Raw genomic sequence first — 15258 nt, 5'->3', positions numbered from 1 at the left:
CCCCGCCGACACCGCCGTCGTCAAGGAGCCCCCGTGCGCTCGTCGCTCGTCCTGTCCCCCCGTGACCTCGAGTTCCTGCTGCACGAGTGGCTGCAGGTCGAGACCCTGACCAAGCGGGAGCGGTACGCCGAGCACTCGCGGGAGACGTTCGACGCCGTCCTGGAGCTGGCCGAGCAGATCGCCACCGAGCAGTTCGCCCCGCACAACCGCAAGGCCGACGAGAACGAGCCGCACGTCGTCGACGGCAAGGTGGTGCTGATCCCGGAGGTGGCGGCCGCGCTGCGGGTCTTCGCCGAGGCCGGGATGAACGCCGCCGCACTGCCCGAGGAGCTCGGCGGGCTGCAGCTGCCGGCGGTGGTGAACCAGGCGGTGCACGTGTGGTTCCAGGCGGCCAACATCGGCACCTCGGCCTATCCGTTCCTGACGATGGCCAACGCGAACCTGCTGGTCGCCCACGCCACCCCGGAGCAGGTGCAGACCTACGTGCCGCCGATGGCCGAGGGCCGCTGGTTCGGCACGATGGCGCTGTCGGAGCCGCAGGCCGGGTCGTCGCTGGCCGACATCACCACCCGCGCCGTCCCCCAGGACGACGGCAGCTACCGGCTGACCGGCAACAAGATGTGGATCTCGGCCGGGGACCACGAGCTGACCGAGAACATCGTCCACCTGGTGCTGGCCAAGGTGCCCGGGGGGCCGGCCGGGGTGAAGGGCATCTCGCTGTTCATCGTGCCGAAGTTCCTGGTCAACGAGGACGGGTCGCTCGGCGAGCGGAACGACGTCGTGCTGGCCGGCCTGAACCACAAGATGGGCTACCGCGGGACGACGAACACCCTGCTGAACTTCGGCGAGGGCGTGCACACCCCCGGCGGGCAGCCCGGCGCCGTCGGCTTCCTGGTCGGCGAGCAGCACCGTGGGCTGACCTACATGTTCCACATGATGAACGAGGCGCGGATCGGCGTCGGGATGGGCGCCACCGGGCTGGGCTACACCGGGTACCTGCACGCCGTCGACTACGCCCGGGACCGCACCCAGGGCCGGCCGCTGTCCGGCAAGGACCCCGCCGCGCCGCCGGTACCGATCGTCGAGCACCCGGACGTGCGGCGGATGCTGCTGGCCGGCAAGTCCTACGTCGAGGGCGGGCTGGCGCTGGGCCTGTACTGCGCTCGGCTGGTCGACGAGGAGCGCACCGCCGAGGACGAGGCCGACCGGCAGCGGGCGCACCTGCTGCTGGAGATGCTGACCCCGATCGCGAAGAGCTGGCCCTCGCAGTGGTGCCTGGCGGCCGACGACCTGGCCATCCAGGTGCACGGCGGCTACGGGTACACCCGCGACTACCCGGTCGAGCAGTTCTACCGGGACAACCGGCTGAACCCGATCCACGAGGGCACCCACGGCGTCCAGGCCCTGGACCTGCTGGGCCGCAAGGTCGTCATGTCCGGCGGGGCGGGCCTGAGCCTGCTCGGGGAGACGATCGCGGCGACCACCGCCCGGGCGGCCGGCACGCAGTGGGCCGACCTCGGCGAGCAGCTCGACGGCCTGGTGCAGCAGCTCGGGGCAGTGACCGCGACGCTGTGGGGGCAGGGCGATCCGCAGGTGGCGCTGGCCAACGCCAGCGTCTACCTGGAGGCGGCCGGTCACGTCGTCGTCGGCTGGCTGTGGCTGGAGCAGGCCCTGGCCACCGAGGGCCGGGACGGCGACTTCTACACCGGCAAGCGCCAGGCCGCGCGCTACTTCCAGCGCTGGGAGCTGCCCAAGGTCGGCCCGCAGCTGGCCCTGCTGGCCTCACTGGACACCACGGTCTTGGAGATGCGCAGCGACTGGTTCTGAACGCGACGACGGCGGCCCTCCGGGAGGAGGACCGCCGTGGTGGGGCAGTGCAGCGGCGCCGGGTGGGCGCCGAGGAGGTCAGGCGGCGTTCGCGGCGACCGGTGAGCGGTTGTCCGCCGCCGTGTGCCGTGCGCGCGGGCCCGATGCCGCGCGCTTCTCCGCCTCGTACCGCGCGGTGGACTGTGTCCCCATCGCGATGACCAGGGCCGTCAGGACCAGGAACCCGATCAGGGTCAACGCCGGCCAGAACACCATCTGTCGCTCTCCATGCTTCTCTTCGAGACTCGCCGGGACGCGCCCGCCGACTTCCGTCCGGCATCCACTGCCCGGCGCGGGGCGCGGTGAACCGCTGGTCACCCGGAATTCACCCAAACGAGTTGTGACGCTCCTCGCACCCGCCCTGGGGCGGCCGACCAGGCACGTCGGGGCGACGCGGCCCTCCTGCCACCCGGGACCGCCCGGTGTCGGATTCTCCGCCGATGGAGGAGTGCCAGGGGCCGGGCCGGGGCACCCACCGCTCGACAATGACGGCGCAACACCCTCGGAGGCCACGAATGGCCGGAGCCAGTGCGCGCGACCCCCGCGAGGGGGCGCGCAGTGACACTGCGCAGGACAACCGGGAGCGAGACATCGCTCCCGAGGACGACAACATCACGCACGAGCGGGCCGACTTCGCGCCCACCGGCGCAGACACCGCCACGGGTACCGGCGCGACGCTGAAGCGCACGGCCAAGGAGTTCAGCGAGGACGGGCTGACCGACTGGGCGGCCACGCTGACCTACTACGGCGTGCTGGCGCTGTTCCCGGCTCTCGCTGCACTGGCGTCGATCGTCGGCCTGCTCACCGACCCGGAGCAGCTCACCACCGCGCTCACCGAGGTCGTGCCGGCGCAGGCGGCCGACACGCTGAACCCGGTGATCGAGCAGGTCGCCGGCAGCCCGAGCGCCGCCGGCTTCGGTCTGGTCCTGGGTCTGTTCGGGGCCATCTGGTCGGCCTCGGGCTACGTCGGCGCCTTCACCCGGGCGGCCAACGTGGTCTACGAGACCCGCGAGGGCCGCAAGATCTGGAAGCTCAAGCCGCTGCAGCTGCTGGTCACCCTGATCGGCATCCTGTTCGCCGCGCTGATCCTGGCCATGCTGGTGCTGAGCGGCCCCGTCGTCGACGCCGTCGGCCAGGCGATCGGCCTGGGCGACACCGTGCTCACCATCTGGACCTGGATCAAGTGGCCGGTGATCCTGGTGCTGCTGGCGCTGATGATCGCGGTGCTCTACTACGCCACTCCGAACGCCAAGCTGCGCGGCTTCAAGTGGGTCAGCCCCGGTGCTGGCGTGGCCATCCTGGTGGCGGTCCTCGCCTCCGCGCTGTTCGCCTTCTACGTGGCGAACTTCAGCAGCTACAACGCCACCTACGGGGCGCTGGCCGGCGTGGTGATCTTCCTGATCTGGTTCTGGCTGATCAACCTCGCCCTGCTGTTCGGCATCGAGTTCGACGCCGAGATGGAGCGGAGCGTGGAGCTGAAGGCCGGCGTGCCGCGCGCCGAGAAGGAGATCCAGCTCGACGCCCGGGACGACCCGAAGCGTCAGCAGACCACCTGATCGACCCCTGCACACCCACGACGGCCCCCGGTCCAGCTGGACCGGGGGCCGTCGTGGTTCAGGTCGTCGCGTGTCCTCAGTCGGTCGGCCGGCGCATCGACCACATCTGGGCGGGCCGCTCGAACTGGGTGGCGATCTCCCAGCTGACCCCGGGCGGGCCGGTCTCCTTGCGGAAGTTGCCGACCGCCAGCCGGGCCAGGGCCGGGTCCTTGGCCACCCGGGCGGCCAACTCACGGGCGCGGCCCTCGACGGCGTCGTCGTCGTGGGTCTCCCACGCCAACCCGAGCCGCACCGCGCCCTCGCCGTCCAGTTCCTCGCCGAACAGCGCCATCGCCGCGGCCGCCTCGCGCCCGATCAGCCGGGACAGCAGCACGAAGTGCCCGCCGCCGGGGTGGATGCCGCGCTTGAGGAAGCCGCAGATCAGCCGGGCGTCCCGGGCGACGATCCGCAGGTCGGCGGCGAGCAGCATGTTCATCCCGGCGCCCACCGCCGAGCCGCGGACGGCGGCGATCGTCGGCACCCGCACCTGGCCGAGCCGGAAGAAGGAGTCGTAGATGGCCCCCATCCCGGCGTAGGCCTCGGGCGCCGCCGGGTCGCGGCCGGCGTCGGTCAGGGTCTGCACGTCCCCGCCGGCGCAGAACGACTTGCCGACCGCTTGCACCACGAGGGCGCCGACGTCGTCCCGGCCGTCGACCTCGTCGAAGGTCGCGATCAGCTCGGCCGCCATCGCGGGGGTGAGCGCGTTGCGGCGTTCCGGGGCGTTGAGCGTGACGACGGCGACGCCGTCGGTGACCTCGAGCTGGACCTCACCTGAACTGCCGGACATGCGACTCCCTCGCGTCGTCGGCCGACGGCGGTGCCGACCGTGTCCCTGCGATCAGACCACGAGGCAGGCGAGGTCTCTCATCGGCCGGTCGACTGCCCGTCGTCGCCGCGGCGGGCCAGCGGCACCCGCTCCACCCAGCCGGCGACCGTGGCCAGCCCGCGGCTGACCGCCTGACCGGCCGGGGCGATCCGCGCGGGGGCGTGCTGCACGCCCGCGTCGACCAGGTCACGGGTGCGGTCGAGCACGGTCAGCGGCAGCCCGGACAGGGCGTTGCCCGGCGGACGGCGGGACACCGTCGGGTGCGGCCGGGTCGGTGAGATGAGCCGGGCCAGCTGCCACTGCCGGCCCAGCCGGCGCAGCGCGTCGGCGTCCAGGGCCTCCTGCAGGCGGGGGAACAGCACGTCCTCCTCGTCCCGGACGTCCTCGCGCAGCACCTCCACCAGGCGGGACAGCGCGGCAGCCCGGCGCGGGTCGTCGTGCGGGAGGGTCTCCAGTTCGCTGACCAGCTCGTTGACCTCCTGGTGCTCCTCCTCGACCTGGCGGGTCAGCGCGTCACCATCGGGCAGCACCCGCCGGATCGCCGGCCAGAGCACGGTCTCCTCGGCGAAGGCGTGGCTGAAGACGAGCCGGTCGATCCGGCGCAGCACCCGCTCCTGGTCGGTGCCGGTGGTGCCGTCCAGCTCGTGCAGCAGCCGGTCCAGCTGCTCGTGGTCGTCTCGCTGACGGACGAGGACGCTGCCCGGCCCGCCGAGCTCCTCGACGGTCTGGTCGGCGATCGATCGGGGCATCAGGAACTCCTGGCGTGCGGCGGTGCGGCGTCCGGGGCTGGGACGTCTGATCCTCTGCCCCGCTCCGGTCGTCGGCATGCGCGCGCCTCGCTCGAGACCCGTTACGCCACCGTCCACGGTGGCGGCAGGTTCCGGAACTTGTCGGCCGACACCGAGAGGCGGACCGCGCCGTGACCGATCGCCGACACGCGCAGGCGACCTGGGCGGACTCGGTGACATGGAGCGGAGATCGCCTGCACGATCCGCCAGAGGACGCCAGACTGCTGTGAATCGGGTCACCCGAAAGGGTTGTCCAGGTGCGGACTCGTCCCTACGGTTGTCGCCGAAAGTCATTCGAAACTTTCGGAGCGTGATCGGGGTGGTGCTCCCGCCGCCCCGCCCCACCCGTCCCTCATCGTGGAGCCGGACATGCGCCCAGAACGACCAGCCCTGCACCTCTCGACGCCCCCGAGCAGCAGCCGCGCCCCCTCCCGGTTGCGCCGCACCTCCCGACGGACCGTCCTCACAGTGCTGACCGTCGCCCTCACCGTCCCCACCGGCGCCACCTCTGCCTCGGCCGCGCCGGTCGCCCCCGTCGGCATCCCGTCCTCGACCGGGCCCGGCACCCTCCAGCCGACCGACCCCGGGGCGTACGTCGCCCCCTCCGGTGGCCCGGGCCGGTTCCCGCTGGCCGTTCCCGGCCACGCCGCCACCCTGGTCGTCGACACCGACGACCACGAGGGCGTCCAGCGGGTCGTCGGGGACCTCCGCGACGACATCGCGCAGGTCACCGGGCAGACCCCACAGGTCGTCACGGACACGGTGCCCACCGAGCGGGAGGTCGTCATCATCGGCACGCTCGGCCACAGCGACCTGGTCGACGACCTGGTCGCCGCAGGCAAGGTCGACGTGACCGGGATCGCCGGGGAGTGGGAGACCTCGCTCCAGCAGGTCGTCGAGGACCCGATGCCCGGCGTCGATCAAGCACTCGTGATCGCCGGCAGCGACCAGCGCGGCACCATCTACGGCGCCTACGACGTCTCCCGGGGCATCGGCATCTCGCCGTGGCAGTTCTGGAACGACGTCGTGCCCGAGCACCGGGAGACGTTGTACGTCCTCCCTGGCCGACACACCCAGGGCACGCCGGACGTGAAGTACCGCGGCTTCTTCATCAACGACGAGAACCCGCAGCTGGGTCGCTGGGCCCCGCACTTCTTCGGCCCCGGCAAGGCGGAGGGGTTTCCGAACGGGTTCAACGCCGACTTCTACGGCCAGGTCTTCGAGACCATGCTGCGGCTGAAGGCCAACTATCTGTGGCCGGCGGTGTGGGGTCGCGCGTTCGCCGAGGACGACCCGGCCAACCACGAGACCGCCAGCCGCTACGGCGTGGTCATGGGCACCTCGCACGAGGCGCCGATGATGCGCGGCATCGAGGAGTGGAACCGGCACGCCGTCCCGGCGGAGCGGGACGACGCGGGGAACGTCGTGGAGCCTGGCTCGGACCCCTACGGCGGCACCGGCGAGTGGAGCTTCCGGCGCAACCGGACGGCGATCGAGGCCTACTGGCGGGAGGGCATCCAGCGGATGGTCGACCAGGGCTTCGAGGGCGTGGTCACCATCGGGATGCGCGGCAACGGCGACGTCGCACTCGAGGACGGCGCCGGCATCGCGCTGATGGAGGACATCATCGCCACCCAGCGGCGGATCATCGAGGAGGTCACCGGCAAGCCCGCGGCCGAGACCCCCCAGGTGTGGACCCTCTACAAGGAGGTCCAGCGGTACTGGGACGAGGGGCTGCGCGCCCCCGAGGACGTCACGGTGATCATGACCGACGACAACTGGGGCAACATGCGCAAGCTCCCCCAGCCCTCCGACGCCCGCCCCGGCGGTTTCGGCCTCTACTACCACTTCGACTACGTCGGCGGTGGCCGCAACTACAAGTGGGTCGACACCACGTCGCTGCCGAACCTGTGGGAGCAGCTGGAGCAGTCGGCCGCCGCCGGCATCCACGACCTGTGGGTCACCAACGTCGGTGATCTGAAGGGCAACGAGGTGCCCACGCAGTTCTTCCTCGACCACGCCTGGGACACCGAGCGCTGGGGCCTGGACGACCTGCACGAGTGGGAACGGCGCTTCGCCGTGGAGAACTTCGGGCCGACGTTCGCCGCGGACATCGCGGAGGTGCTCTACCAGTACGGCGTCCTGCAGTCGCGGCGGAAGCCGGAGCTGCTCAACCGGGCGATCAGCCTGGACGAGACCAAGGACCTGCGCACCGACCCCTCAGCCGTGCTCTACGACGACGAGGGCAACCCCTTCAGCCTCACCGCCTACCGGGAGATGGACCGGGTGACCGCCGACTGGCAGGCGCTGGCCGCGCAGGCCGACCGGCTGTCCAAGCGGGTGCTCCCCGCCCAGCGGGACACGTTCTTCCAGCTGGTCGGCTACCCGGTGCAGGCGACGGCCAACGTCTACGAGCTGCGCAACGCGCAGTTCACCAACCTGCTCTACGCCGAGCAGGGCCGGGCGGCCACCAACCGGCTGGCCGACGAGGCCGAGGCCCACTTCGCCGAGGACCTGGCGCTGGCCGAGCGCTACAACACCGAGATCGCCGGCGGGAAGTGGCAGGGCTTCCAGACCCAGCCGCACATCGGTTACGGCGACGTCGAGCGGTACGGGCCCAACGCTCCCTGGCAGCAGCCGGAGGAGGACCACGAGGCGCTGCCGGATGAGATCTACCCGGCGCTGCAGCGCATCGAGGTGCCTGCCGTCGCGGAGATGGGCGTGGCGATCGACGGGTCGGAGGCGTCCTGGCCGGCGTCGTCGGAGCCGGCGGTGCTGCCGGTGTTCAGCCGGTACGCGAGCACCCCGGTGCCCTACGTCGAGGTGTTCAACCAGGGGTCCCAGCCCTTCGGCTACACGATCGAGCCGGGTACGCCGTGGGTGCACGTGGACAGGCCGCGCGGCCGGGTCACCGACCAGGTCCGGGCGGAGCTGATCGTGGAGTGGGGCCGCGCCCCGCAGGGCCGCACCGAGGTGCCGATCACGATCACCGGTCCGGACGGCGTGCAGGTGGTCGTCACCGCGGTCATCGAGAAGCCGGACGTGCGGGGCGCGCAGGGCTTCGTCGAGGCCGGCGGGTACGTCGCCATGAACGCGGAGCACTACAGCCGGGCCGTGGAGACCAACGGCGTCACCTGGACGACGATCCCGGACATCGGCCGGGACAGCGACGGCGTGAAGCCCTTCCCGCTGAGCACGCCTCGGCAGACCCCGGGTGGCGACAGCCCGCACCTGGAGTACGAGATGCACCTGACCACCACCGGCCCGGTGGACGTCACGGCGTACCTCTCGCCGCGCAACGACGTGCTGCCGCCCGAGGGCCTGCAGTACGCGGTGTCGATCGACGACGCGGAGCCGCAGATCGTCGACGTCATCGCGGCGACCGGCGCCGACGACACCACGATGAACAAGCAGTGGGAGCGCAACACCTCCGACAACGTCAACCGGACGACGACGCAGCACGTGATCGAGACCCCCGGTCACCACGTGCTCAAGTTCTGGATGGTCGACCCGACGGTGGTGCTCCAGGAGCTGGTGGTGGACACCGGCGGCGTGCAGCCGAGCTACCTCGGCCCGCCGGAGAGCCTGTTCGCCAGCAAGGGGCGCATCGCGGCGCGCTGACGCCACGATGACCCCTGGGACAGCCCGGGCCGGCTCCCACCGGCCCGGGCTGTCCCGTGTCCGGGGGACACGGGGCCCTCCGGGCAGAGGTGAGGGAGAGTGGGGGCATGGCGAACGTGATCGGGCGGGCCCGGCGGACGGCGGCGGACCCGGTGGGCGAGAAGCTGGCCGGGCCGCTGCACGCGGTCGACGCGGCCGTCGGACGTCCGGCGCTGGAGTCGCACGAGGACGTACCGGCCCTGTGCGGCGCGTACGTCCAGGTGGTGCCGGTGGAGGACGTGCCGGACGACACCGGACTCTGCCCGGCCTGCCAGCACGGCAGCTGAGCGATCGCGTCGTACCCGTCCAGCACACTGCCGCGGTGACCTCGGGCAGTCCGGTGCAGGACGGCGGCGTCCCGGAGCGGGTGCTGCTGGTCCGCCCGGCGCCCGGTCAGGTGGAGGCGCACGCCCTCGCCGGCGCCGGTGCGCCGGTGCAGCTGGCGGAGGAGGAGCTGCCCGGGTTCGTCCGGCAGCGCGCCCGCACCCGCTGGGTCTGGGACGACACCACCCGCTGGTACCCGGGGCTGCTGGCGGCCGGGGTGCGGGTCGAGCGCTGCTCCGACCTGCGGTTGAGCCGGGCGCTGCTGCGCCACTCCCCCTTCGTCGACCAGGCGTTCCTCGCCGGGGACGACGCCGCGGCCTGGGACGCGCTCGCGCCGGTCGCCGCCGAGGACCACGCCCTCTTCGCCCTCGACGACCTGGCCGACCGGCTCGACCCGGGCGCCGAGCACGGCCGGCAGCAGGCGGCCCTGGCCGCTTCGCCGCACCGCGGCCGGCTGGCGCTGCTGCTCGCTGCGGAGTCATCCGGTGCGCTGGTGGCCGCGGAGATGACACATGCCGGGCTGCCCTGGCGCGCCGACGTCCACGACCGGCTGCTGACCGAGCTGATGGGCCCACGGCCGCTGCGCGGGCAGCGGCCGGCGGAGCTGGAACGACTGGTGCCGGAGATCCGCACGGCCCTGGGGGCGCCACAGCTGAACCCGGACTCCCCCGGCGAGCTGCTGCGGGCGCTGCAGACCGCGGGGCTGCCGGTGGCCGACACCCGGTCCTGGACGCTGGAGCAGCTGGACCACCCCGGCATCCCGCCGCTGCTGGAGTACAAGAAGCTCGCCCGACTGCTCGCGGCGTACGGCTGGGCGTGGCTGGACAGCTGGGTGCGCGACGGCCGGTTCCGCCCCACCTACCTGCCCGGTGGGGTCGTGACCGGCCGGTGGGCGTCCTCCGGCGGCGGCGCCCTGTCGGTGCCGGTGCAGATCCGCCCGGCGGCCGTGGCCGACGCGAGCTGGCGGTTCGTCGTCGCCGACGTCTCCCAGCTGGAACCACGGGTGCTCGCCGGGATGAGCGGCGACACGGCGATGGCCGAGGCCGCCCGTGCGGCGGACCTGTACCAGGCGATGGTCGACAGCGGCGCGGTGCCGAGCCGCAGCGACGCGAAGCTGGGCATGCTCGGCGCGATGTACGGCGGCACCCGGGGCGAGAGCGGGCGGATGCTCCCCCGGCTGGCGCGCCGTTACCCGCGGGCCATCGGCCTGGTCGAGGAGGCCGCCCGGGCCGGCGAGCGCGGCGAGGTCGTGCACACCCTGCTCGGACGCGGCTCTCCCCCGCCGACCGGCGCGTGGGCCGAGCGCTCCCTGGAACCGTCAGATGACGATGTGCCGCCGGAGGACCGGGCCCGCGACCGCCGCGCGTGGGGGCGGTTCACCCGCAACTTCGTCGTCCAGGGCACGGGTGCGGAGTGGGCGCTGTGCTGGCTGGCCGACCTGCGCAACCGGCTCTGGCAGCTCAGGGACGCCGGCGCGCTCACCGACCGCCCGCACCTGGTGTTCTTCCTGCACGACGAGGTCGTCGTGCACACCCCCGCCGACCTCGCCGACGAGGTGACCGCGGCGGTGCACCAGGCCGCGGCGGAGGCGGGCCGGCTGCTGTTCGGCTCGTTCCCGGTCGACTTCCCGCTCGACGTCTCGGTCGTCGAGTCCTGGGCCGACGCGGACTGACGCCGGGTCAGACCTGCAGCAGCGACAGGACACGCTGCGCCGACTGGTTCGCCTGGGCGAACATCGCGGTGCCGGCCTGGGTCAGCACCTGACCGCGGGTGAAGAGGGTCATCTCCTGGGCCATGTCGGTGTCCCGGATCCGCGACTCGGCCGCCGTGGCGCTCTCCAGGGCCACCCCCAGGCTGCTGATCGTGTGCTCGAGCCGGTTCTGTACGGCCCCCAGCTCCGCCCGCTGCGCGGACACCAGCCCGATCGCCTGGTCGACGGCGCGGATCGCGGCCGGGGCGCCGACGGCGGGGCGGTACACCGGGCTGGCCGCCAGCACCTCGTCCGCGGTTGCGTCGTCGGCGGGCACGGGGCCGCGGAAGACGACGTCGTCGCCGACGGCGGTGAAGGCGTCGTCCCCGCTGGTGAGGCCGGCTGCCTGGGCCGCGGCGCCCAGCTGCCGCAGCGCCTCCGCGAGCGAGACGACCTGGTCGCCGGTGGTGTCGACGAGGGACACCCGGCCCAGGTCGAGGGTCCGGCCGGCGACGGAGACCGTGCCGGTGAGCCGCGGTACGTGGCCGCCCGCGGCGGCATCGAGGAAGACGAGCGAACCGGCCGCCGGGCTGTCCGCGGGCAGGGCGGGGACCGTCCACACGGTGACCGGCGGCGCGCCGGTCAGCGGGGTGTACGCCGGGGTGGCCGCGGCCAGGTCCGCCGCCGTCGCGTCGTCGGCGGGCAGTGGGCCGCGGAAGAGCAGGTCGTCGCCGTCGTCCAGGAACGGGTCGTGCGGCCAGCTGAAGCCTGCGGCCCGCGCGGCCGCGTTGAGATTCGCCACGGCCTCGGCGTTGGTCACGCCGTCGCCCTCGGGATCGGGGTGGGCCACCGCTCCCAGGTCGAGGGTCAGGCCATCGAGCGAGATGGTGCCGGCGAGCGCGGCGACGCCGCCGGCCACCAGCGTCACCCCCTCGAACACGAGCGCGGCGCCGCTGGGGCTGTCGGTGCCGTCCGGGCCCACCGCCGCGGTCGTCCGCACCGTCGGCTCGCCCTGGGTGACGTCGACGTCCGCGAGGCCGAGTGCGACGGCGTTCGTGCCGGTGCCCAGGCGCAGCCCGATCGTCTCGCCCACCTGGGCGCCCACCTGGAAGACCCGGTCCCAGGTGCCGTCCAGCAGGGCGTTGCCGTGCGAGGTGGTGGTGACGGCGATCCGGTCCAGCTCGTCCCGGAGCTGGCTCAGCTCGGCCTGGACAGCCGACCTGCCGGCGGCGTCCACCGCCCCGTCGTTGGCCGCCCGGACGGCGAGGTCGCGCATGCGCTGCAGGATTGCGGCGCTCTCGTGCAGCGCGCCCTCCGCCGTCTGCATGACGCTGATGCCGTCCCGGGCGTTGCGGAGCGCCTGGGTCGTCCCCCCGATCCGGGAACGCAGGCCCTCGGAGAGGGTCAGCCCGGCGGCGTCGTCGGCGGCCCGGTTGACCCGGAAGCCCGAGGAGAGCCGTTCCAGCGACGTTCGCAGCGCCTGGTCGTTCGTCGCCAGCACGCGGGAGGCGTTCATCGCCGCGATGCCGGTGGTGACGGTGAGACCCACGCTGTTCCTTCATGGCCGGATGGACCGCCGCAGCCGTGCGGCGGGAGGGTGACGGTGGCCCGGGGCGTGTCCGCCCCGGGCCACCGTCCGCTCAGTGCGGGTCGACCGCCACGAGGAAGCACCCGGCTGCGCCGAACGGCTGGACGTCGAAGCCCAGCTGCAACAGGCACTCGGCGATCGCGGCGTTCATCGTGTGCTGCACCGCCTCCTGCGCCGCGACGCCGCGGACGTGGTGACGGCTCATCCGGTCGTGCTGGTGCCAGCTGACCAGCACACCCGGGTGCCCGGGCTCGGGCGTGAGGCACACGCCGCCGGCCGGACCCTCCCCCGCGCAGTCGTGCAGCTGCAGCCCCGCCTCGACCAGCGCCGCAGTCACCTCGACCCCCAGCGAGACGAGCTCGTCCTCGTCCGCCAGCGGCCCGTCCCACTCCTCGGGCAGCCGGTCGAGCTGGTCCCCGAGGTCGCTGAGCCACTCCCGCTCGGCCGGCAGCTGCCGGCGGATCAGCCGGCCGTCGGAGCGCAGCACCCCGTAGACCGCCCGGCCAACACCCGCCGGTGCCGACATCGCCAGCCAGTCGGCCTCGATCGGGTCGGCGAACGGGCCCGCCAGCACCTGTTCGCGGGCGCCGTCCTCCTGCTCCTCGACCAGCCACCAGGCCGGCGGGGTGCCCTGCGCGCCGCCCTGCCGGCCCGCCGGGTGTGCCGCCATGCCGGTGGCCGGGACCGGCTGCAGCGCCACCGCGTTCGCCGGCTCAGCGACCTGGGGCTGGGCTGCCGCACCGCCGGCGACCGCCGCCGCGCCCACCGCCACCGGGACCGCCGCCTCTGCCGGCGCCTGCTGGCGCTGGCCCTGCACCTGGTTCCGCTCGAACTCGTACTGCGCGGTCGAGCTCTGCGCGAGGGCCACGACGAGCGCGGCCAGCACCACGAAACCGACCACTGCGACCACCGGCCAGATCAGCATCACTGCCACCCACCGGAGACGGCGCCCCAGCTCGCGGCCCGACGCGTGGAGCCCTGGGCCCACCGCAGGAGTGAGACAGCGGACGACCACAGGGAGGTGTGCACCGGCGTCGTCCCGTCCACGCCGTCCTCGCCGTCCGCGCCGTCATCGCCGTCCGCGCCGTCATCGAAGAGCTGGAGCAGGGCGGCCAGGTCCAGCTCCTCCTCCGCCGGGATCACGGAACGGGACGACGGGCGGGGTGCCAGGTCGAGCAGGGTGGTCACAAGGGCTCCTCGGTGCAGTCCGTCGCGGCTGGGGAAGCGCCGCGGACATGCCAAAAGCTAGGGCTCCCGACGCCCCGGACGACGCGCTTTCACGCCGTCATCACGGTCCCGTCACCGAATCGTTGTGCGGAGCACCCGAACGGTCGATGACCGGCCTCCCAGCAGCCGCCTTGTCGACATGTGCGCGGCGCTGACCTGGGCTTTCCCCGTTCTCGGGCACGGTCATCCTGATCACGCGAGGAATCGGGCATGTTGCGACCGCCATTCCGCAGCCCGTCCCGTGTCGTTTCTCGCGCACGACCCGCGGAACGGCCGATGACGCTTCCGCCCGGCACCTGCAGTCGCATTCACCGTCCTGGAGCGGGATCAGCGGCGACGCGCCCTCCGCGCCAGCACGGACGCCAGCAGACCCGCGGCTGCGGCAGCGAGGAGCGCCATGGTCACCCGCAGGGCCACCGGCCACCGTCCCCGGTCGGGCTCCCCTGCGGCCCGCACGTCCAGCTCGGGCACGAGCCCTGCGGCCAATTGGAAACGCCCGACCCCGTAGTTGCCGCCACCGGTGGGGACGGCGCTGAGCCGCTCGGTGGCGCCGTCGTCGAGGGACACCCGGGTCACCCAGTACTCGTCCGGGTCGCTGCCCTCCGCCCGGTCGCGCCCGGCGAGGACGACCACCTCCCGCGCCGAGGCCCAGCCCAGCACCCTGCCCGCCTCCGCGACCACCTCGTCCACCGGGCGAGGGACCTCCGTGGGCTCGCCGGTCGCGGCGACGAAGTCGATGACGTCGGGGATCGAGCCCCCCTGCTCCTGGCACGCCGTCCACTCGGCCTCGTCGATCACGTCCAGGCACGGGAACGGCGCGCGGGAGGTGGCCAGCAGTGCGCCGTCCGGGGACCACGCCTCCGCGCCGCCGAGCTGGTGCCCGGCGGGCAGGGCGAGGTCGCGTCGCGCTCCATCCGCGAGGCCGAAGACCGCCAGCGTCCCGCCGGCGGGGGCGGAGTGCTGCACCGCGAGCTCGCTGCCGTCCGGCGAGAACGCCGCCGTCGACGCCTGCGTGGCACCCGCCAGCGCACGGACCTCACCGCTCGACACGTCGAGCACGCTGACGTCCCCCTCGACCGGCGTCCCGCTGTAGGGGTTCGTGGCCGCGTCGCCGGCCAGGTAGGCGACCAGTCGTCCGTCCGGCGACCAGGCCACGGGGACGGCGCTGCGCCCCTCCGGCAGGGGATACGAGGTGACCTCGCCGGTCGCCAGGTCCTGCACCGCCAGGTCGAGTCGGTCGCTGTCGTGGTCGCCCACGACGACTCGGGTGCCCTCGGGGGACAGCAGCATCGGCGCCGGGTCGCCCTGGCTCTCCGGGCCGGCCCGGTCCTCGGCGAGGTCGACCCGCCGGTAGACGTCGTCGTCGCCACCGACCGCGACCGCCTGCGGGAAGTCCATGAACTCCACTCCCCACCCGTGCTGGAAGAGGGCCACTGCACGCCCGGGAGGAGCGGAGGACACGTCTCCGGTCAGGTAGGAGTAACCCGCCATTCGATCCGGGATCCCGGCCGCAGCGCCCTGCTCCGCAGCAGCCGCACCGCCGCCGGGCAGCAGGGCCACGACCAGGGCGGGCAGCAGGACCAGCCCGCCGACGACCAGCGGAAGACGCTTCCGGGTGTCCACGGCGCCAGCATGGCCGCTGCCCGGTCGCGGGGACCACCCGCTGAGGTGGCCGGCACTTGAATCGAACGAGC

General features: G+C 73.3%; 12 protein-coding genes. 5 read left to right on the top strand and 7 right to left on the bottom strand.

Annotation, left to right across the window (positions count from 1 at the left end; all coding sequences use genetic code 11):
- The first annotated feature begins 33 nt into the window (after positions 1 to 33).
- The gene (locus O2W15_RS08090; protein ID WP_269179035.1) at positions 34 to 1827 is read left to right on the top strand and encodes an acyl-CoA dehydrogenase; all 1794 of its coding nucleotides are present in this window, start codon (positions 34 to 36) and stop codon (positions 1825 to 1827) included.
- Between the two features lie 78 nt (positions 1828 to 1905).
- On the opposite strand, the gene O2W15_RS08085 is transcribed toward O2W15_RS08090, so the two are convergent.
- Positions 1906 to 2082 carry a hypothetical protein gene (locus O2W15_RS08085; protein WP_269162796.1) on the bottom strand — a complete coding sequence of 59 codons (177 nt, stop codon included), beginning with the start codon at positions 2080 to 2082 and terminating at the stop codon, positions 1906 to 1908.
- Positions 2083 to 2381: 299 nt separating this feature from the next.
- Here O2W15_RS08085 and O2W15_RS08080 point away from each other — a divergent pair, with 299 nt between their 5' ends.
- The gene (locus O2W15_RS08080) at positions 2382 to 3422 is read left to right on the top strand and encodes a YihY/virulence factor BrkB family protein (protein ID WP_269162795.1); all 1041 of its coding nucleotides are present in this window, start codon (positions 2382 to 2384) and stop codon (positions 3420 to 3422) included.
- Between the two features lie 76 nt (positions 3423 to 3498).
- On the opposite strand, the gene O2W15_RS08075 is transcribed toward O2W15_RS08080, so the two are convergent.
- Complete coding sequence (locus O2W15_RS08075) at positions 3499 to 4248, bottom strand: enoyl-CoA hydratase/isomerase family protein (protein ID WP_269179034.1); 750 nt, start codon at positions 4246 to 4248, stop codon at positions 3499 to 3501.
- Between the two features lie 77 nt (positions 4249 to 4325).
- Positions 4326 to 5036, bottom strand: a complete 711-nt coding sequence (locus O2W15_RS08070; protein WP_269179033.1) for a hemerythrin domain-containing protein — start codon at positions 5034 to 5036, stop codon at positions 4326 to 4328.
- Positions 5037 to 5543: 507 nt separating this feature from the next.
- Between O2W15_RS08070 and O2W15_RS08065 the strand changes: the two genes are divergently transcribed.
- The 3 genes from O2W15_RS08065 to O2W15_RS08055 all read left to right on the top strand — a co-directional run bounded on the left by O2W15_RS08065 (position 5544) and on the right by O2W15_RS08055 (position 10731).
- Positions 5544 to 8696, top strand: a complete 3153-nt coding sequence (locus O2W15_RS08065; protein ID WP_269179032.1) for a glycosyl hydrolase 115 family protein — start codon at positions 5544 to 5546, stop codon at positions 8694 to 8696.
- 107 nt (positions 8697 to 8803) lie between these two features.
- Positions 8804 to 9022 carry a hypothetical protein gene (locus tag O2W15_RS08060; RefSeq protein ID WP_269179031.1) on the top strand — a complete coding sequence of 73 codons (219 nt, stop codon included), beginning with the start codon at positions 8804 to 8806 and terminating at the stop codon, positions 9020 to 9022.
- A gap of 35 nt (positions 9023 to 9057) precedes the next feature.
- Entirely contained in the window at positions 9058 to 10731 is a 1674-nt protein-coding gene (locus O2W15_RS08055; RefSeq protein WP_269179030.1) for a bifunctional 3'-5' exonuclease/DNA polymerase, read from the top strand.
- Positions 10732 to 10738: 7 nt separating this feature from the next.
- Here the strand turns inward: O2W15_RS08055 and O2W15_RS08050 are convergent, their stop codons facing one another.
- The 4 genes from O2W15_RS08050 to O2W15_RS08035 all read right to left on the bottom strand — a co-directional run bounded on the left by O2W15_RS08050 (position 10739) and on the right by O2W15_RS08035 (position 15187).
- Positions 10739 to 12298: a flagellin N-terminal helical domain-containing protein gene (locus O2W15_RS08050; RefSeq protein WP_269179029.1), complete on the bottom strand. Its 1560-nt coding sequence runs from the start codon at positions 12296 to 12298 to the stop codon at positions 10739 to 10741.
- 91 nt (positions 12299 to 12389) lie between these two features.
- Positions 12390 to 13262 (bottom strand): hypothetical protein, encoded by an 873-nt coding sequence (locus O2W15_RS08045; protein WP_269162788.1) that lies wholly within the window; start codon positions 13260 to 13262, stop codon positions 12390 to 12392.
- Positions 13262 to 13525 (bottom strand): hypothetical protein, encoded by a 264-nt coding sequence (locus tag O2W15_RS08040; RefSeq protein ID WP_269179028.1) that lies wholly within the window; start codon positions 13523 to 13525, stop codon positions 13262 to 13264. Before O2W15_RS08040 ends, O2W15_RS08045 begins: the two co-directional genes overlap by 1 nt.
- 366 nt (positions 13526 to 13891) lie before the next feature.
- Positions 13892 to 15187, bottom strand: coding sequence for a WD40 repeat domain-containing protein (locus tag O2W15_RS08035; protein ID WP_269179027.1), 1296 nt, complete (start codon positions 15185 to 15187; stop codon positions 13892 to 13894).
- Positions 15188 to 15258: the final 71 nt, after the last annotated feature.

It is taken from the genome of Modestobacter sp. VKM Ac-2979 (assembly GCF_026967995.1).
Classification (GTDB): Bacteria; Actinomycetota; Actinomycetes; order Mycobacteriales; family Geodermatophilaceae; genus Modestobacter.
Note: the sequence above shows the minus strand (reverse complement) of the source record. Positions and strands in the feature narration are given on the sequence as shown.

Coding starts and splice junctions, on each gene's coding strand:
- O2W15_RS08075 (WP_269179034.1), bottom strand. CDS start 4,248: ATGTCCGGCAGTTCAGGTGAGGTCCAGCTCGAGGTCACCGACGGCGTC.
- O2W15_RS08060 (WP_269179031.1), top strand. CDS start 8,804: ATGGCGAACGTGATCGGGCGGGCCCGGCGGACGGCGGCGGACCCGGTG.
- O2W15_RS08085 (WP_269162796.1), bottom strand. CDS start 2,082: ATGGTGTTCTGGCCGGCGTTGACCCTGATCGGGTTCCTGGTCCTGACG.
- O2W15_RS08045 (WP_269162788.1), bottom strand. CDS start 13,262: ATGCTGATCTGGCCGGTGGTCGCAGTGGTCGGTTTCGTGGTGCTGGCC.
- O2W15_RS08070 (WP_269179033.1), bottom strand. CDS start 5,036: ATGCCCCGATCGATCGCCGACCAGACCGTCGAGGAGCTCGGCGGGCCG.
- O2W15_RS08080 (WP_269162795.1), top strand. CDS start 2,382: ATGGCCGGAGCCAGTGCGCGCGACCCCCGCGAGGGGGCGCGCAGTGAC.